Below are 18,210 nucleotides of genomic sequence, written 5' to 3'. Positions count from 1 at the left end.
GCCGACGGGTCAGCGGGCGAAGAGGACGCGGCCGTCGGGGTCGTCCTCCCGGCGCGGGCGCAGCGCCCGCGGGGCGGGCCAGGGCAGCTCGTACCGGGTCACGGCGGCGTCGATCGCGCCGAAGTCGTCGGTCTGCACCACCACCCGGGAGGGCGTGACCTCGACGAGCCGCACCCGCAGCGGCTCGTCGCCGGCACGCTCGAGCACCCACGCGTCGGCCATCCACCGCAGCCCCGTCTCCTCCAGCGCCTCCTCGGCGCCGGTCCAGTCGAGGGGCCCGCTCACGTCGCGCCCGAGCAGCGACACCGCCACCCAGTCGTCGCCCTCGGGGCGCAGCCAGCCGACGGCCTCGCGGTCCTCGGGGCGCCGGTGCTCGATCCAGTCGGCGGGGACCGTCATCGTGCCGCCTCCGCTCGGCCGGCGGCGAGGCCGCGGGCGTACGCCTCCGCGCTGCCCTCGCGGAAGAGGTCGTCGGCGCTGGGCCGCACCAGGGTGCGCGCGCCGGGGCCGTCGGCCTCGGCGCCCTCCCCCGCGCGCACGTGCCGCGCGAGCCCGCGCACCACGGCCACCGGGCGGCCGTCGGCCTTGCCGCGCACCAGCTCGGACGCCGCGGCCACCTCGTCGGCCACGGCCGTCACCGTCACCGACAGCGGGCGGCCGTGCGCGTCGACGCCGCCGCGCAGGTCGTCGACGACGTCCACCCCGGCCGCGCCGATCGCGATGTCGGTGAGCCCGTCGCGCCACGGGCGGCCGGCGGTGTCGGTGACGACGACGCCGAGGCGGTCGAGCCCGAACCGCTCGCGCAGCGCGGCGCGCAGCGCGCGGGCGGACGCGTCCGGGTCCACGGGGAGCAGCAGCACCGTGCCGTCGGGCGTGTTCGACGCGTCGACCCCCGCCGCGGCCATCACGAGGCCCAGCCGGTTCTCGACGATCCGCAGCGGAGGCAGGCCCCCGGGGCGCTCGCGCGTCGCGACCACCCGCACGGTCTCGTCGGAGATGGCCTGCTCGCGGTCGGCGGCGCGCACCACGCGCCCCTCGGCCTTGGAGACGATCTTGGACGTCACGACGACGACGTCGCCCTCCGCGAGGGGGTCGCCCGACGCGGCACCGTCGGCGGCGAGCGCGTCCCCGACGAGCCGGGCGAGGTCGTCGCCCGGGCGCACCTCGGGCACGCCGGCCGGGGCCCAGACGACCAGCCGCGGCGCGCCGGCAGCGGCGCCGGTCACCGGGCGAGCTTCGGGAGCACCTCGCGGCCGAAGACCTCGATCCACTCCTTCTGGTTCCGGCCGACGTTGTGCAGGTAGATGCGGTCGAAGCCGAGGTCGACGTACTTCTGGATGGCGGCGCGGTGCTCGTCCGGGTCGGAGCTGATGACCATGCGGCCCTCGAAGTCCTCCGGGCGCACCAGCTTGGCCATCTGCGCGAAGTCGTGCGGGGAGCGGATGTCGGCCTTGGGGAACTTCATGCCGCCGTTGGGCCACTCGGTCATCGCGTTGGCGAGCGCCTCCTCGTCGGTGGCCGCCCACGACATGTGCACCTGCAGCACCTTCGGCATCCCCTGCGGGTCGCGGCCCGACTCGCGCACGCCGTCGTCGAACTTGCCGAACAGCATCTCGATCTTCTCGAGCGGCGCCCCGACCGTGATGAGGCCGTCGGCGTGCTTGCCGGCACGCTTGGCGGTGATCGGGCCGGCGGTGGCCACGAGGATCTCCGGCGGCACCTCGGGCATCGTCCACAGGCGCGTGGACTCCATCTTGTAGTACTGCCCGGAGTGCTTGACGTCCTTGCCGTCGAGGCCCGACGCGAAGAGCTTCTTGATGATGTCGATGGCCTCGAACATGCGGTTGATCCGCTCGGGGGCCTCGGGCCAGTAGCCGGCGACGACGTGCTCGTTGAGGGCCTCGCCCGAGCCCAGCCCCAGCCAGTGCCGGCCCGGGTACATCGCGGCCAGCGTGGCGGAGGCCTGCGCGACCATCGCGGGGTGCCAGCGGAACGTCGGTGCGGTCACGCCGGGGCCGAGGTCGCCGCGGGTGCGCTCGCCGAGCGCGGTGAGCACGTTCCACACGAACGCGGCCTCGCCCTGCTGCGGCACCCAGGGCTGGAAGTGGTCGGCGGCCATGACGCCGGAGAAGCCGTGCTCCTCCGCGTAGGCGGAGTACTCGACCACCTCGGTGGGATGGAACTGCTCGAGCATCGCGGCATAGCCGATGGTGAGAGCGGAAGGCATGTCCCCGACCCTATCCCCGACCACGGACCAGGTACGTGGTACCGCCCCGCTCACGCCGGGCGCTCACCCCAGCCGCTTGGCGAAGAAGTGCTCGGCGTACGGGTTGTCGTTGTACCGCGGGATGCGCCGGTAGCCCGCGCGCTCGTACATGGCGACGGCCTCCGCGAGGGTCCCGTTCGTGTCGAGCCGCACCTCGCGGTGCCCGAGGTCGCGGCTGACCCCCTCCAGGTGACGCAGCAGCCGGGAACCGAGGCCGGCGCCGCGCCAGCCGGGGTGCACCCACATCCGCTTGATCTCCCCGACGCCGCCCCCGGCGCCGGAGGACAGGGTGCGCACGCCGCCGCAGGCGACGGCCTCGCCGTCGCTCGTCGCCACGACGAACGCGCCCGACGGCCCGGCGAGGCCCGCCGCGTCGGGGTCGGACGCCGTCCCGGCGGGGCCCGGGTCGAACCCGCCGGGGAACCGCTCGTCGAGCTCGGCCACGTACGCCGCCACGGCGGTCCGCGCCAGGTCGGACGTGGGGTCCACGCGTTCCAGGGCGACGGTCGCGGCCCGCACCAGCAGGTCGGCCTCGGCGAGCGCCGCCGCGAGCCGGGCCCGCTGGCGCGCCGTGAGGGGCGCGACGAGGTCGCGCGCCCGGTCGACGGACCGGCGCTCGAGGTCCGCCCACGCGCGACGGCCCGCGGCGGTGAGGTCGACGCGCCGGCGCCGCCGGTCGTCCGGGTCGGGCACGACGGCGACGAGGCCGTCGGTCTCCAGCCGGCGCAGCAGCCGGCTGAGGTACCCGGAGTCCAGGCCGAGCCGGGCGCGCAGGTCGCGCGTGGTCCCGGGCTCGGTGCCGATCTCGAACAGCAGCCGGGCCGTGCCCAGCGGCATCCCCGTGCCCAGGAACGAGTCCTCGAGCGCACCCACGCGCTGGGTGTAGCTGCGGTTGAACCGCCGCACGACCGCGACCTCGTCGCCCGTGCCCCTGGCCACCTGCTCGTCGTCCATATCTCTGACTTTAGTCAGAGAACATGGCTCCAGGGAAGATCCCGACGGGTCCGAGCCGGACGGCAGGAATACTTGTCATGTTTATCATCTCGTCCTAGGGTGCCGGTATGCCCGCACCCGGAGCAGCACCCGGAGCCATGGCCGGCGCCCTCGTCTGGCGCCTGTCGACCCGGTGGCGCACCGCCGTCGACCGCGCCGTGGCCCCCCACGGCCTCACCCATGCCACGTACGTGGTGCTCACCACGCTCTTCGCCCTGCAGCGGGCCGCGGCCCCGCCGAGCCAGCGCGCCCTCGCCGACGCGTCGGGGCTGGAGCCCATGTACGTCTCGCGGCTCATCCGCACGCTGGAGGCCGACGGCCTGGTGGCCCGCACCCGCGACGACCGCGACACCCGCGTGGTGCGCCTGGCGCTGACCGACCGGGGCTCGGCCGTCGTCCACCCGGCGATGCGCACGGTCCAGGCGCTGCTCGACCGGCTGCTCGCACCGCTCGGCGGCCGCGACAGCGCCCGCAGCGCCGAGCTCGTCGCCGTCCTCACCGCCCTGCTCGACGCACCCCTCGACCCAGGAGCCACCGATGCCTGAGCTGTCCGTCCTCGACTCGACGATCCACTACACGGAGTCCCCGACCGAGGGCCACGCGACGCCCGTCGTCTTCCTGCACGGCAACCCGTCGTCGTCGCACACGTGGCGCCGGGTGCTGCCGGCCGTCGGGCACGGCCGCCTGCTGGCCCCCGACCTGGTCGGCATGGGCGCCTCCGGCAAGCCGGACGTCGCGTACACGTTCGCCGACCACGCCCGCTACCTCGACGGCTGGTTCGACGCCGTGCTGGGCGACGAACCGGCCGTCCTCGTCGGGCACGACTGGGGCGGCGCCCTGGCGATCGACCGCGCGGCACGGCATCCCGGACGGGTCCTGGGCACGGCGCTGTTCGAGGCCGTGCTCCGGCCGGTGCGGCCCGAGCACCTGTCCCCCGCCGCCCGCGCGCGGCGCGAGCTCGTCGCCTCGCCCCAGGGCGAGGTGATGTTCCTCGACGAGGTCACCGCCGTCCGCCAGGCCTACACCGGGGGCGTGCTGAACCCGGTCCCCGAGGCGGAGCTCGCCGCGTACCTCGAGCCCTACCCGACGCGCGAGAGCCGTCGTCCGCTGCTCTCCTGGGCGCGGCAGCTCGGCGCGCCGCCCGCGGAGCTCGTCGAGCGCCTCGAGCGGGCGGGCGCCTGGTTGGAGGACTCGGCTGGCGTGCCGAAGCTGCTGCTCACCTTCGAGGGGTCCCCGACGCTCCTGATCGACGAGCGCGCCGTGGCCTGGGCGCGCGAGCACATGGCGGCCCTCGACGTCGAGCACCTCGGCGCGGCGGGCCACCACGCGACCGAGGACCGCCCGGGCGAGATCGGCCGCGCCCTCGGCGGCTGGATGGACCGCCACGCCCTGCGCTGAGCGCGGCGCCCGGCGGGAGGTCAGGCGCCCTGCCGCTCCCGCCGGCGTCGCGCCTGGAGCTCCGGGTCGGCGACGGGCGCGGCCCCGACGAGCATCCGGGTGTACTCCTCCTGCGGGTCGCCGAGCACGCGGGCGGTCGGCCCCGACTCGACGATGCGGCCCGCCTGCATGACGGCCACCCGGTCGCTGACGCGCTCCACGACGGCCAGGTTGTGCGAGACGAAGAGGCACGCGAACCCGAGCCGCGCCTGCAGCTCGGCGAACACCTCGAGGACGCGGGCCTGGACGGACACGTCGAGCGCGCTCGTCGGCTCGTCGGCCACGAGGACCGCCGGGTCGAGGGCGACCGCGCGCGCGATGGCGACGCGCTGCCGCTGCCCGCCCGAGAGCTCGTGCGGGTACCGCACGGCGTGCTCCGCGCCGAGCCCCACCATGCCCAGGAGCTCCAGCACCCGGGCCCGGTCCTCCGCCTCGCTGCCGTCGCCGTGCAGCCGCAGCGGCTCGGCGACGCACGCCCCCACCGACCAGCGGGGGTTCAGGGTGGACGCCGGGTCCTGGAAGACGATCCCGGTACGGCGGCGCACCGCCCGCAGGTCCGCCCGCCGGGCGCCGGCCAGCTCGAGGCCGTCCACGACGACCCGGCCGCGGTCCGGCACCAGCAGCCCGGACACCACCTGGCCCAGCGTGGACTTGCCGGAGCCCGACTCCCCCACCAGCCCGAGCACCTCGCCCGCGGCGATCCGCAGGCTCACGTCGTCGGCGGCACGCACGGGCGCGCGGCGGCGCCCCCCGGGGTACACGACGTCGACGTCCTCGAGCACGACGACGTCCCGGGCGCCCGCGGGGGCACCGACGTCCGGCGCCGCTGCCCGGTCGGTGGCGGAGACGCGCTCGCCGCCGACCTGGCGGGCGAGCTGCCGCCCGAGGTGCGGGACGGCGTCCAGCAGGGTCCGCGTGTACTCCTCGCGGGGCGCGGCGAAGAGCTCGCGCACGGGCGCGTGCTCGACGACGCGCCCGTCGCGCATCACCACGACGTCGTCCGCGAGGTCCGCGACCACGCCCATGTCGTGCGTGATGAGCAGCACCGCCGTCCCGCGGGTGTCCCGGAGCCGGCGCAGCAGGTCGAGGATGTCGGCCTGCACCGTGACGTCCAGGGCCGTCGTGGGCTCGTCGGCGACGATCGCCACCGGGTCCTGCGACAGCGCCATCGCGATGAGCGCACGCTGCAGCTGCCCGCCGGAGAGCTGGTGCGGGTAGGAGCGCGCGATCCGCTCCGGCTCCGGCAGCCCGGCCTCGCGCAGCAGGCCCAGGACCCGGTCGCGCGCGACGCCCCGGGGCATGCGGGCGTGGGCCCGCACGGCCTCGGCCACCTGGTCGCCGATGGTGACCACGGGGTTCCAGGCGCTCATCGGCTCCTGCGAGACCAGGGAGAAGACCGCGCCGCGCACGGCCCGGTACTCCTCGGGGCCCGCGCCGACCAGCTCGTCCCCGGCGTACCGGATGCTCCCCGTCACGTCGGCGCTGGGCGGCAGGAGCCCGAGCACCGCCATCGCCGAGACCGACTTCCCGGACCCGGACTCGCCCACCAGCGCGGTCACCCGTCCCGGGCGCAGCACCCACGACGACCCGTCGACGGCGGGCGTGGCGGCGTCCTCGAACACGACGGACAGCCCCTCCACCTGCAGGAGGGGCTGCCCGTCGCGCGTGTCGGTGCTCACTGGGCCAGCGAGACCTTCAGGTAGTTCGGGTAGGCCGGGAAGTCCGGGATCTCGAAGTTCTGCACCTTGGAGCCGTGCAGGAAGGAGTTCTTCGTGTAGATCAGCGGGACCACCGGGGCGTCCTCGAGGATCGCCTTGTCGGCCTGGGCCCAGACGCCGGCCGCGGCGTCGGCGTCGGTCTCCTGCGTCGCCTGCTCGATGAGGGCGTCCACGTCCTTGTTCGAGTAGCGCGACAGGTTGTACCCGCCGTTGCCGATCTGGGACGTGGCGAACAGCGGCTGGATGTTGCCGTTCGCGCTCGGGAAGTCCGGCTGCCACGAGGAGAGCGTCAGGTCGTAGTCCGACCCGTCGCCCTGCGTCACCGTCTGCGTCCACACGTCCGACGGCTGGGACACGATCTTCACCGTGATGCCGGCGCGCTTCAGGCCCTGCTCGATGGCCTGGGCCTTCGCCAGCGTCGGCGAGTCGTCCGGGACGACGAGCCGCAGCGTGCGGCCGGCCCAGCCGGCCTCCTCCAGCAGCGCCTTCGCCTTGTCCGGGTCGCCCGAGGCGTCGGCCGGGTACAGGTCGAAGTCCTCGCGCCCCGGGATGCCGGGCGTGATGAGGGTGGTGGCGAGCTCGCCGGAGATCTCGCCGCCGGAGGCGACGAGGAAGGCCTGCTTGTCGACGGCGTACTCGATCGCCTCGCGCACCTTCGCGTCGTCGAGGCCGTCGGCCTCGGTGTTGATCGCGAGGTAGGCCAGCGCGCCCGGGCCGGAGGTCACGAGACGCTCCTTGGCCGACGCGTCGTTCTGCACCTGGGCGAGCTGCGCCGCGGGCACGAAGGTCGCGCCGAAGGCGTTCTGGTCGTCGCCCGCGTCCGCGATGAGGCGCTGCGCCACGACGGTCTCGTCCTGGCCCAGCTCGAAGACGATGGAGTCGGGGCCGGCCGTGCGGACCTCGTCCGTCGACGCGTCCCACTTGTCGTTGCGCTCGAGGGTGACCGAGGTCCCCTCCTTCGTCTCGGCGACCGTGTACGGGCCGGTCGCGACCGGCGTCGTGGTGTAGGTCGAGACGTCGTCCTTGGCCTCGGGCACGGCGCCGAACGCCGGCATGGAGACGATCCACGGCCAGTCGCCGTAGGCGCTGTCCAGGTGGAAGACGATGGTCTTCTCGTCGGGCGTCTCGATCGAGGCGAGCTCCTTGCCGTCGTACGGTCCGGCGTAGTCGTCGCCGCCGGTGAGCAGGCTCTTGTGGTAGCTCAGGCCGCCCGAGAGCTCCGGGGCGAACGAGCGCTCCACCGAGTACTTGACGTCCTGCGACGTGATCGGGGTGCCGTCCTCGAACGTCACGCCGTCCTTGAGGGTGTAGGTCCAGGTCGTGCCGTCGTCGGACACGGTGCCGGTGTCGGTGGCGAGGTCGGGCACGACCTCCGTGCTGCCGTCCGGGTTGGTCTGCCAGGCCGTGAGGCGGCGCTCGACCAGGCCGAGGGTCGTGATGGCGAGGTTCTGGCTCGTCGCCGGGTCCCAGTTGATGGACGGGGCCGAGGTGAGGATGTGCAGCGTGCCGCCCTTCTGGACGGCGGTCGGGCTGCCGGTGGTGCTGTCGTCCTTCTCGTTCGCGCCGCACGCGGTGAGCACCAGCGCGAGCGCGGCGACGGCGGAGACGGCGCCGACGGCGCGTCGGCGGGCGAGGTTGCGGGTCATGGTCTTCTCAGTACCTCTCGGGGAGTTCGTCGGGGTCGGGGTGTCGCGTCACGCGGGGACATCGCCCGGCGTGCAGGCGGGCGCTCATGCGCGCACCCTCGGGTCCATGACGCCGTAGACGACGTCGACGAGCAGGTTGGCGACCACGATGAGGGCCGCCGAGAAGAAGGTGACGCCCACCAGGAGCGGCACGTCGGTGTTACCGACGGCGTCGAGCAGCAGCGCGCCGAGCCCCGCCATCGAGAACACCTTCTCGGTGATGACGGTGCCGCCGAGCAGCACGCCCAGGTCGAGGCCGAAGAGGGTGACGACCGGCACCATGACGTTGCGCAGGGCGTGCCGCGTCACGACGCGCCGCTCGGTGATCCCCTTGGCCCGCGCCGTCCGGACGTACTCCGACCCGAGGGCGTCGAGCATCTGCGCGCGGGTGAGCCGGGCGTAGATCGCCGCGGACAGGAACGCGAGCACGCACCACGGCAGCACCAGGTGCCAGGCCCAGTCGACGGGGCTCGTGGTGAACGGGACGTACCCGTTCACCGGCACCATGTCGAGCGTGAAGCCGAACAGCAGGATGCCGAGCAGCCCCACGAGGTAGCTGGGCGCCGAGACGCCCGTGATCGCCGCGACCATGAGGGTGCGGTCGACCGCCGTGCCGCGGCGCACCGCCGCGACCACGCCGCCGGCCACGCCGGCGAGCAGCCACAGGACGGCGGCGCCGATCGCGATCGAGAAGGTGACCGGCAGCCGCCCGACGATGAGGTCGGTGACGGGCTGGCGCAGCACGAAGGAGTAGCCGAGGCAGGGGGCCGGGCAGTCGATCTGCGCGCCGGCGGACCCGAACGTGCGGCCGGTGAAGATCCCCGTGACGAAGTTCCACCACTGCACGACGAAGTTCTGGTCGAGGCCCATGAAGGCCCGCGCCGTCTCGAGCCGCTCGGGGGTGCACGGCCGCCCGCAGGCGAGCTGGGCCGGGTCGGCCGGCAGCAGCACGAAGATCGCGTAGGTCAGCAGGGACACCGCGAGCAGCACGAAGACCATGCTCGCGAGGCGCGTGCCGAGGAACCGCAGGGAGCTCACTTGCGGCCTCCGGAGCGCGGGTCGAGGGCGTCGCGCAGGCCGTCGCCGAACGCGTTGAACGCGAGCGTGATGCCGAAGAGCGCGATGCCGGGGAAGACGAGGTACATGGGGTCGGAGCTGAACCAGGTGACGGCGTCCCCGATGGAGCGGCCCCACGACGGCGTCGGCGGCGGGACGCCGACGCCCAGGAAGGACAGCGCGGCCTCGGCGCCGATCGCGCCCGGGATGCTGATGGTCGCGAAGACGACGACGGTCGCGGCGAGGTTGGGGAGCACCTGGCGGAACAGGACGTGCCCGTGCCCGGCACCGAGCGCCTGGGAGGCGCGCACGAAGCCGCGCGAGCGCAGCCCGAGGGCCTGGCCGCGCACGACGCGCGCCACCGACGACCAGCTGAAGAACCCGATGACGAGCACCAGCAGCAGGAGCGGCGGGAAGGAGTCGGGCACGACCGCGCCGATCGCGATCATGAAGATCAGCGCGGGCAGCCCCAGCATCACGTCGACGCCGCGGCTGACCACCCAGTCGACCCAGCCGCCGAGGTATCCGGCCAGCAGGCCGAGGACCGTCCCGATGAGCATCGAGACGACCGTGGCGCCGATCCCCACGACCAGCGACGTCCGCGAGCCCATGAGGACGACGGCGAAGAGGTCGCGACCCGTCAGCGGCTCGACGCCGAACCAGTGCTCGGCGCTGACGCCGCCGCCCCAGCCCGCCGGGGCGCCCGTCGCGTCGAGGGCGCCCAGGTCGTAGGTGTACGGGTCGACCCCGACCAGGCGGATGATCAGCGGCGCGAGCAGGGCGACCAGCACGTAGAGCAGCACCACGACCGCGCCGGCGACCGCGAACCGGTCCCGGGCGAACCGGCGCCAGAACGTGCGGCGCCCGACCGCGGGCGCGGGCTGCCCCTCGGGCACGACCAGCTCGTCGGCGTGGTCGAGCGTCATGGGAGCTCCTCGGGTGTCAGACGGGCAGGGCGAAGCGGTGGCGGCAACACCGACAACACATCGCCTGCATCTCGTCCTCCCGGGACTTCGTGCGGTCCGGCCCGCACGAGGCGGCCGGACGGTTCGAGGGTGACGCCCGAGGGGCGCCGGCCGTCACGATACGACGGTTCGGGGCCCGTTCCGGACACTCGTCCATACTATGACACAAGCATCCAGAAAGTGAGATACGGGTGGGCGGAGAGCCACCTCGCATCTGGGAGAATGAGCGACCATGAGCGACTTCCCGACCCCCGAGGCGCCGACCGCGCCCGCGCAGACCCCCGCAGCGACCCCGACCGCCGGCACCGTAGCCGGCGACGTCGTGCGCGCGGTGGTCCGGGAGGTACCGGACAAGGTCAGCCTGGACGGCCTGGAGCAGCGGTTCGACGAGCGCTGGTCGGCCGAGGGCACGTACGCCTTCGACCGCACCGCGACGCGCGAGCAGGTGTACTCGATCGACACCCCGCCGCCCACGGTCTCCGGCTCGCTGCACGTGGGCCACGTGTTCAGCTACACCCACACCGACACCGTCGCGCGCTTCTGGCGCATGCGCGGCAAGAAGGTCTTCTACCCGATGGGCTGGGACGACAACGGCCTGCCCACCGAGCGCCGCGTGCAGAACTACTTCGGCGTCCGCTGCGACCCGTCGCTGCCGTACGTCGGGGGCTTCGAGCCGCCGCACCAGGGCACCGACGGCAAGAACGTCAAGCCCGGGGACCAGGTGCCCGTGAGCCGGCGCAACTTCATCGAGCTGTGCGAGCGGCTCACCGCCGACGACGAGCGCCAGTTCGAGGAGCTGTGGCGCCGCCTCGGCCTGTCCGTGGACTGGGCCCAGAACTACCAGACCATCGACGCCACCTCCCGCGCCGCCTCGCAGCGCGCCTTCCTCCGCAACCTCGCGCGCGGCGAGGCGTACCAGGCGGAGGCCCCCGGCCTGTGGGACGTGACCTTCCAGACCGCCGTGGCGCAGGCCGAGCTCGAGGCGCGCGAGTACCCCGGGTTCTACCACCGGGTCGCGTTCCACCGCCCCGACGGCGGCGAGCCGGTCTACATCGAGACCACCCGCCCCGAGCTCATCCCCGCCGTGGTGGCGCTCATCGCCCACCCCGACGACGAGCGGTACCAGGGCCTGTTCGGCACCACCGTCACCTCCCCCCTGTTCGGCGTCGAGGTCCCGGTGCTCGCGCACCCGGCCGCCGCCATGGACAAGGGCGCGGGCATCGCCATGTGCTGCACCTTCGGCGACCTCACCGACGTGCAGTGGTGGCGCGAGCTGCAGCTCGCCACGCGCTCGGTCATCCAGCGCGACGGCCGCCTGTCCCGCGAGACGCCCGCCTGGATCGCGGGCGGCCCGGGCGAGGCCCTGTACACCGAGGAGCTCGCCGGCAAGACGGCGTTCTCCGCCCGCACGGCCGTCGTCGACGCCCTCCGCGAGTCGGGCGACCTCGACGGCGAGCCGTCGGCCACCCAGCGCATGACGAACTTCTACGAGAAGGGCGACAAGCCCCTCGAGATCGTCACCTCCCGCCAGTGGTACATCCGCAACGGCGGCCGCGACTGGGAGGCCCGCGACCTCAAGGCCGAGCTCCTCGCGCGGGGCAAGGAGCTCGACTTCCACCCCGACTTCATGCGGGTGCGGTACGAGAACTGGGTGAACGGCCTCAACGGCGACTGGCTCATCTCGCGCCAGCGCTTCTTCGGCGTGGCCGTGCCGCTCTGGTACCCGGTGACCGAGGCCGGCGACGTCGACCACGACCACCCGATCGTGCCCTCCGAGGCGGAGCTGCCCGTCGACCCGACGTCGCAGGCCCCGGCCGGCTTCGACGAGTCGCAGCGCGGCGCGCCCGGCGGCTTCGTCGGCGACGCCGACGTCATGGACACCTGGGCCACGTCGTCCCTCTCGCCGCTCATCGTGTCCGGCTGGGAGCGCGACGCCGACCTGTTCTCCCGCGTCTACCCGATGGACCTGCGCCCCCAGGGCCAGGACATCATCCGGACCTGGCTCTTCTCCTCGGTGGTGCGGTCGCACCTCGAGTGCGGGGTGCTGCCGTGGAAGCACGCGGCGATCAGCGGCTGGATCCTCGACCCGGACCGCAAGAAGATGTCCAAGTCCAAGGGCAACGTCGTCACGCCGATGGCGCTCCTGGAGGAGCACGGCGCGGACGCGGTGCGCTACTGGGCCGCCGCCGCCCGCCTGGGCACGGACGCGGCCTTCGAGGTCGGCCAGATGAAGATCGGGCGCCGCCTCGCGATCAAGGTGCTGAACGCCTCGAAGTTCGCGCTGACCTTCGGAGTGGACGCCGAGACCGGCGCGGGCGAGATCGTGCTCGACCCCTCGCGCGTCACCGTCGCGCTGGACCGCGCGATGCTCGCGGGCCTGGCGGAGGTCGTCGAGCAGGCCACGGCCGCGTTCGAGGCCTACGACCACACCCGCGCGCTCGAGGTCACCGAGACGTTCTTCTGGACCTTCTGCGACGACTACCTCGAGCTGGTCAAGGACCGCGCGTACGGCGCGGGCGCCGCGGCCACCGAGGTCACGGCCGAGACCGAGTCCGCGCGCACGGCCCTCGCCCTCGCGGTCGACACCCTGCTGCGCCTCCTGGCGCCGTTCCTGCCGTTCGCGACCGAGGAGGTCTGGTCGTGGTGGCGCGCGGGCTCGGTGCACCACGCCGCGTGGCCCGTCGCCGCCCCGCTGCGCACGGCCGCCGGCGACGGCGACCCCGTGCAGCTGACGGCCGCCGGGCACGCCCTCGCCGCGCTCCGCAAGATCAAGTCGGAGGCCAAGGTCTCCATGCGCACGCCGATCCTCGCGGCGTCGATGGCCGTGCCGGCCGCGCTGCTCGACGGCGTCCGGTCCGCGATCGACGACGTCCGCGGAGCCGGCCGCGCCACCGGGACCCTCGAGGTCGTCGAGGCTGCCGAGGGCCAGGGCAACCCGGACGTCCAGGGCGGCATCGTCGTCACCGCCTCCGAGCTCGGCGAGCCCCCGGCGCGCAAGCCCAAGGCCTGACCGGGCGCGACGCCGCGCCGGCACGTCGGCGGGTCGGGCGACCTCGTCCCCCGGCGTGCTAGCGCGGCGTCGTGAACCGGTCGCCGTCACCGCTCATCGTGGCGGCGACCTCCTTCGGCGTCCCGTCGTCGTGCCACCGTAGCGTCGCGCCGACGCCGTCCATGAGGTCCACGGACCCCTCGGGCGCGAACGTCAGCGCGGCGTCCTGCGCGATCGCGGCGCGCAGCAGGGCGGAGGGCGCGGGCAGCTCCTCGAGCCCGTCCGTGACGCCGAGGTCCTCCAGGTCGCTGCGCGAGGTGGCGACGTGCATCGGGTCCGGCCCGATCCACAACGTGCGGCCGCCGAGGAGGCCGGACAGGTCCGCTCCCCCGGCACCGTTGCTCGGTGCGGTGAGCACCGCCGCGGCGTCGAGGGCGAGCTGCTCGGACAGCACCAGCGCCTTCACCTGCCCGCGGGCGAGGACGGCGACCACGTCCTCGACCGACGACACGGCTCCCTCCTCGCGCCCCTGGTCCTGCCGGAACTCGGCGAGCACGACCTCGCGCCGCCGCTCCCGGTAGGAGTCGAGGGCGTCCTCGACGCCCGCCTCGAAGCTGTCCGCCCGGATCCCCGGGCCGCGCCCGCCGCCGGCCACCTCGACGGCCCGCCGCCCGGCCTCCTGCCCGAGCTCGGCGCGCACGAGGTTCACCGCCCGCACGTCGCCGGTGAGCAGCACGACCTCCGGGCGCCCCTCGGCCACGCGCCGGTCGATCTCGGCCGCCACGGCGGCGGCGTTGCGCTTCCAGGAGTCCTCGGCGCGCGACTCGATGATGGCGCGCTTCGTGCCGGTGCTGGACGTCTTGCTGACCTCGTCGTTCGGGCCCTCGAACGTCTCCCGCGCGCCGCCGGGTCGGCCGACGGCGTCGCAGGGCCAGAAGTCCGCCCCGCTGCGGTCGACCGCGACGCAGAGGGCGTCGACCGTTTCGTCCGCCGCGAGGGCGGCCTGCAGCAGCGCCGGCACCGGGAGCCAGACGCCGGTCGCCACGGCGGGCGGGTTGCGCAGCACGCGGTCCACGGCCACGCCGCCGTCCCCCGCGATGAGGACCCTGCCGTGCGTGCCGGCCACCCGTGTGGGCCGCAGCACCGCGGCCTCGAGCTCGTCGAGCACCTCGGTGGGTGCCGACTGCCGCTCGAGGGAACGTCGTACCGCCCGCCAACGGTTCGCGACGTCCCTGTCGCCCGCCTCGGCCGAGGGCGTCGCGTCCAGGTAGACGGTCGCGAACGGTCCGGGGCGGCCGACGAGGGGCTTGAGCCAGTCGATCTTCATCCGTGATCCCCCTGATGTCGTCGTCGGCTGTGGCCTCCAGCCTGCGACGGAAACGCGGCCGACGCCACCGCGTCGGCCGGAGGGTCACGACCCCGTGGCCGGGATCAGATCTCACCCCTTCAAGCGTAGGTGTCCAGGGGCGGAAGCTCGCCCTTGAGCCGCCCCTGGGCGTGCTCCGCGGCGATGCGCTCGTGGTGGCGGATCACCTCGGAGACGATGAAGTTGCGGAACTGCTCCGTGAACTCGGGGTCCAGGCCGGCGCCCTGCGCGAGCCCCTTCAGGCGGTCGACCTGCTGCCGGTCGCGCGACGGGTCCGCCGGCGGGAGCCCGCCCACGGCCTTGAGCTCTCCCACGCGCCGGGTCATCTTGAACCGCTCGGCGAGCAGGTGCACCAGCGCGGCGTCGATGTTGTCGATGCTCGCGCGCAGGTCGAGGATCTCCTGCGGCATCCCGTCGTCGGCCGGGCGGCCGGCCGGCGCGGGCACGGGTGTGGTCTCGTCGGGGGTGTCGGGCATGGGTCGATCCTACGAGCCCGCGGACGTGCGAGCGTGTAGGGTCCCTCTTCGGCCTGAGACGGCCGACCCGACGCACGGAGAGAGAACAGATGACGGTCGCGACCACGCCGAGCCTCGTGGAGGTGCCCGAGGGCACGAGCATCAGCACGCTCCTCGCGGACCGGGTGGCCCGGGCCGGCGACCGTCCCCTCGTCGAGCGGCGCGCGGCGACGGACGGGTCCTGGGTGCCGGTGACGGCGGGCGAGTTCCAGGCCGACGTGCTCACGGTGGCCCGCGGGCTCGTCGCCCGCGGGATCGAGCCCGGCGACCGCGTCGCGATCATGTCCCGCACGCGCTACGAGTGGACGCTGCTCGACTTCGCGGCCTGGGCGGTCGGCGCCGTCGTCGTCCCCGTGTACGAGACCTCCTCCCCCGACCAGGTGCGGTGGATCCTGGCCGACTCCGGTGCGCGGCTGGTCGTGGTGGAGACGCCGGCGCACGCCGACGCCGTGCGGCAGGTGCACGACGACCTGCCGGACCTCGAGGACGTCCTGGTGATCGCGACGGGTGCCGTGGACGCGCTACGCGAGGCCGCGGCGTCCGTGCCCGCCGCCGACGTCGCCGCCCGCCGGGACGCGGTGCGCCGCGACGACCTCGCGACCATCGTCTACACGTCCGGCTCGACGGGCCGCCCGAAGGGCGCCGAGCTCACCCACGGCAACTTCGCGCACCTCGCCCTGAACGCCCGTCTCGCGCTCCCCGAGCTGCTGGAGGCCGACGGCGCCCGCACGGTCCTCTTCCTGCCGCTCGCGCACGTCTTCGCCCGGCTGATCCAGGTCGCGGTGATCGCCAGCAGCTCGGTGCTCGGCCACCTCCCGGACGTCAAGACGCTCACGGACGACCTGCGGACCTTCCGTCCGACGTTCCTCCTGGCCGTCCCGCGGGTGTTCGAGAAGGTCTACAACTCGGCCGAGCAGCGCGCCGGCTCTCGCGCGCGACGCCGCGTCTTCGCCTGGTCCGCCCGCGTGTCCGGCGCCTACTCGCGCGCCCTCGACGACGGCCGCGTCCCCCTGGGCCTGCGGCTGAAGCACGCCGTCGCGGACCGGCTCGTCCTCGCGAAGCTCCGCGCCGCGATGGGCGGCGCGCTGCGGTACGCGATCTCCGGCGGCGCCCCGCTGGGCGACCGCCTCGGCCACTTCTTCCGCGGGGCGGGGCTCACCGTGCTCGAGGGCTACGGCCTCACCGAGACGACGGCGCCCACGGCGGTCAACCTGCCGTCGGACCTGCGCATCGGCACGGTGGGGCCGCCGTTCCCGGGCACCTCCGTGCGCGTGGACGACGACGGCGCGGTGCTCGTCTCCGGGCCGCACGTCTTCCGCGGGTACCGCGGGCGCCCGGACCTCACGGCCGAGGCGCTGGTGGACGGCTGGTTCCGCACCGGTGATATCGGCGCGATCGACCACGGGCACCTGCGCATCACGGGCCGCACCAAGGAGATCATCGTGACCGCGGGCGGCAAGAACGTCGCGCCGGCGCCCCTGGAGGACCGCGTGCGCGCGCACCCGCTGGTCTCGCAGGTCGTGGTGGTCGGCGACGCGCGCCCGTTCATCGGTGCCCTGATCACCCTCGACGCCGAGATGCTGCCCGGCTGGCTGGCGACGCAGGGCATCCCGCCGATGTCCGTGGGCGCCGCCCGCACCGACCCGCGGGTGCTCGCGGCGCTGGACGCCGCCGTCGAGGAGGCGAACACCGCGGTCTCCCGGGCGGAGTCGATCCGCAAGTTCCGGGTGCTCGAGGGCGACTTCACCGAGGCGAACGAGTACCTCACGCCCTCGCTGAAGGTGAAGCGGGACCTCGTGCTGCGTGACTTCGCGGACGAGGTCGAGGAGCTCTACACGCGCTGACCCCGACGTCCTCCGCGGGGCTCAGGCCGACTTCTCCCGCGGGGGGCGGCGGCGTACGGGCGACGTGCGCGGCACCAGCGTCGGGTTGACGTTCTCCAGCACGACCTCGCGCGTCACGACGACCCGCTCCACGTCGTCGCGGCTGGGCACGTCGAACATCACCTGCTGGAGGACCTCCTCCATGATGGCCCGCAGGCCGCGCGCGCCCGTGCCCCGCAGCAGCGCCTGCTCGGCGATCGCCTCGATGGCCTCCTGCTCGAACTCGAGCTCGACGCCGTCGATCTCGAACATCCGCTGGAACTGCTTGACGAGCGCGTTGCGGGGCTCGGTGAGGATCCGCACCAGCGCGCCGCGGTCCAGCGGCGAGACGGAGGCGATGACGGGCAGGCGGCCGATGAACTCGGGGATCAGGCCGTACTTCTGCAGGTCCTCGGGCCGCACCTCGGCGAACAGGTCGTCGTCGGCGACGGTCTCCATGGGGGCGCTGAACCCGATGCCGCGCTTGCGGGCGCGGGACGCCACGATGTCGTCGAGGCCGGCGAACGCGCCCGCCACGATGAACAGGACGTTCGTGGTGTCGATCTGGATGAACTCCTGGTGCGGGTGCTTGCGCCCGCCCTGCGGGGGCACCGACGCCGTCGTGCCCTCGATGATCTTCAGGAGCGCCTGCTGCACGCCCTCGCCGGAGACGTCGCGCGTGATCGACGGGTTCTCGGCCTTGCGGGCCACCTTGTCGACCTCGTCGATGTAGATGATCCCGGTCTCGGCCTTCTTGACGTCGTAGTCCGCGGCCTGGATGAGCTTGAGGAGGATGTTCTCGACGTCCTCGCCCACGTAGCCGGCCTCCGTGAGGGCCGTGGCGTCGGCGATGGCGAACGGCACGTTGAGCATCTTCGCGAGCGTCTGCGCGAGGTACGTCTTGCCGGTGCCGGTCGGGCCGATGAGCAGGATGTTGGACTTCGCGATCTCGACGGCGTCGTCGCCGTCGCGCGCGGCCTCGCCCGCCTGGACCCGCTTGTAGTGGTTGTAGACCGCCACCGCGAGCGCCCGCTTGGCGGGCTCCTGCCCGATGACGTACTGCTCGAGGAAGTCGAAGATCTCGCGCGGCTTCGGCAGCTCGGTGAGCCCCAGCTCGGCCGCCTCGCCGAGCTCCTCCTCGATGATCTCGTTGCACAGGTCGATGCACTCGTCGCAGATGTACACGCCGGGTCCGGCGATCAGCTTCTTGACCTGCTTCTGCGACTTCCCGCAGAACGAGCACTTGAGCAGGTCTGCGCCGTCACCGATCCGAGCCACCGGGAGCCTCCATGTCCTGAGTGCTGGTCCTGCGTCCATTCCACACCACGGGGGCGTCGTTGTCAGCCGAGTGCCCCGGT

Annotated in this window: 15 protein-coding genes; 4 read left to right on the top strand and 11 right to left on the bottom strand. The window is 73.8% G+C overall.

Annotation, left to right across the window (positions count from 1 at the left end; genetic code table 11):
- Positions 1–9 precede the first annotated feature (9 nt).
- The 4 genes from ACFU5J_RS11140 to ACFU5J_RS11125 all read right to left on the bottom strand — a co-directional run bounded on the left by ACFU5J_RS11140 (position 10) and on the right by ACFU5J_RS11125 (position 3,220).
- Positions 10–399: a hypothetical protein gene (locus tag ACFU5J_RS11140; RefSeq protein WP_430575064.1), complete on the bottom strand. Its 390-nt coding sequence runs from the start codon at positions 397–399 to the stop codon at positions 10–12.
- Positions 396–1,226 carry a coenzyme F420-0:L-glutamate ligase gene (gene cofE / locus ACFU5J_RS11135; protein WP_430575063.1) on the bottom strand — a complete coding sequence of 277 codons (831 nt, stop codon included), beginning with the start codon at positions 1,224–1,226 and terminating at the stop codon, positions 396–398. The genes ACFU5J_RS11140 and cofE overlap by 4 nt, the downstream gene beginning before the upstream one ends.
- Positions 1,223–2,227 carry a TIGR03557 family F420-dependent LLM class oxidoreductase gene (locus ACFU5J_RS11130; protein ID WP_430575062.1) on the bottom strand — a complete coding sequence of 335 codons (1,005 nt, stop codon included), beginning with the start codon at positions 2,225–2,227 and terminating at the stop codon, positions 1,223–1,225. Before ACFU5J_RS11130 ends, cofE begins: the two co-directional genes overlap by 4 nt.
- 63 nt (positions 2,228–2,290) lie before the next feature.
- A complete protein-coding gene (locus tag ACFU5J_RS11125) occupies positions 2,291–3,220 on the bottom strand; it encodes a GNAT family N-acetyltransferase (RefSeq protein WP_430578750.1) in 930 nt (309 codons plus the stop codon).
- 107 nt (positions 3,221–3,327) lie between these two features.
- Between ACFU5J_RS11125 and ACFU5J_RS11120 the strand changes: the two genes are divergently transcribed.
- Together ACFU5J_RS11120 and ACFU5J_RS11115 are read left to right on the top strand one after the other, a co-directional pair.
- On the top strand, positions 3,328–3,804 hold the full coding sequence (locus ACFU5J_RS11120; RefSeq protein WP_430578749.1) for a MarR family winged helix-turn-helix transcriptional regulator: 477 nt from the start codon (positions 3,328–3,330) through the stop codon (positions 3,802–3,804).
- Entirely contained in the window at positions 3,797–4,657 is an 861-nt protein-coding gene (locus tag ACFU5J_RS11115; protein WP_430578748.1) for a haloalkane dehalogenase, read from the top strand. The genes ACFU5J_RS11120 and ACFU5J_RS11115 overlap by 8 nt, the downstream gene beginning before the upstream one ends.
- A 20-nt stretch (positions 4,658–4,677) precedes the next feature.
- On the opposite strand, the gene ACFU5J_RS11110 is transcribed toward ACFU5J_RS11115, so the two are convergent.
- The 4 genes from ACFU5J_RS11110 to ACFU5J_RS11095 all read right to left on the bottom strand — a co-directional run bounded on the left by ACFU5J_RS11110 (position 4,678) and on the right by ACFU5J_RS11095 (position 10,081).
- A complete protein-coding gene (locus ACFU5J_RS11110; RefSeq protein WP_430578747.1) occupies positions 4,678–6,375 on the bottom strand; it encodes a dipeptide ABC transporter ATP-binding protein in 1,698 nt (565 codons plus the stop codon).
- Positions 6,372–8,060, bottom strand: a complete 1,689-nt coding sequence (locus tag ACFU5J_RS11105) for an ABC transporter substrate-binding protein (RefSeq protein ID WP_430578746.1) — start codon at positions 8,058–8,060, stop codon at positions 6,372–6,374. The genes ACFU5J_RS11110 and ACFU5J_RS11105 overlap by 4 nt, the downstream gene beginning before the upstream one ends.
- Positions 8,061–8,144: 84 nt before the next feature.
- Positions 8,145–9,137, bottom strand: coding sequence for an ABC transporter permease (locus ACFU5J_RS11100; RefSeq protein WP_430578745.1), 993 nt, complete (start codon positions 9,135–9,137; stop codon positions 8,145–8,147).
- Positions 9,134–10,081 carry an ABC transporter permease gene (locus tag ACFU5J_RS11095; protein WP_430575055.1) on the bottom strand — a complete coding sequence of 316 codons (948 nt, stop codon included), beginning with the start codon at positions 10,079–10,081 and terminating at the stop codon, positions 9,134–9,136. The genes ACFU5J_RS11100 and ACFU5J_RS11095 overlap by 4 nt, the downstream gene beginning before the upstream one ends.
- Before the next feature lie 271 nt (positions 10,082–10,352).
- Between ACFU5J_RS11095 and valS the strand changes: the two genes are divergently transcribed.
- Positions 10,353–13,130, top strand: coding sequence for a valine--tRNA ligase (gene valS, locus ACFU5J_RS11090; RefSeq protein ID WP_430578744.1), 2,778 nt, complete (start codon positions 10,353–10,355; stop codon positions 13,128–13,130).
- A 58-nt stretch (positions 13,131–13,188) separates the two neighbouring features.
- On the opposite strand, the gene ACFU5J_RS11085 is transcribed toward valS, so the two are convergent.
- Entirely contained in the window at positions 13,189–14,436 is a 1,248-nt protein-coding gene (locus ACFU5J_RS11085) for a hypothetical protein (protein ID WP_430575053.1), read from the bottom strand.
- Between the two features lie 119 nt (positions 14,437–14,555).
- The gene (locus ACFU5J_RS11080; protein ID WP_430575052.1) at positions 14,556–14,951 is read right to left on the bottom strand and encodes a chorismate mutase; all 396 of its coding nucleotides are present in this window, start codon (positions 14,949–14,951) and stop codon (positions 14,556–14,558) included.
- An 89-nt stretch (positions 14,952–15,040) separates the two neighbouring features.
- On the opposite strand from ACFU5J_RS11080, the gene ACFU5J_RS11075 reads away from it, so the two are divergent.
- Complete coding sequence (locus ACFU5J_RS11075) at positions 15,041–16,834, top strand: AMP-dependent synthetase/ligase (protein WP_430578743.1); 1,794 nt, start codon at positions 15,041–15,043, stop codon at positions 16,832–16,834.
- A 21-nt stretch (positions 16,835–16,855) separates the two neighbouring features.
- On the opposite strand, the gene clpX is transcribed toward ACFU5J_RS11075, so the two are convergent.
- Complete coding sequence (gene clpX / locus ACFU5J_RS11070) at positions 16,856–18,130, bottom strand: ATP-dependent Clp protease ATP-binding subunit ClpX (protein WP_430575050.1); 1,275 nt, start codon at positions 18,128–18,130, stop codon at positions 16,856–16,858.
- Between the last annotated feature and the right edge of the window lie 80 nt (positions 18,131–18,210).

Origin of the sequence: Isoptericola sp. NPDC057559, assembly GCF_042801555.1 — a bacterium.
Classification (GTDB): domain Bacteria; phylum Actinomycetota; class Actinomycetes; order Actinomycetales; family Cellulomonadaceae; genus Isoptericola.
Note: the sequence above shows the minus strand (reverse complement) of the source record. Positions and strands in the feature narration are given on the sequence as shown.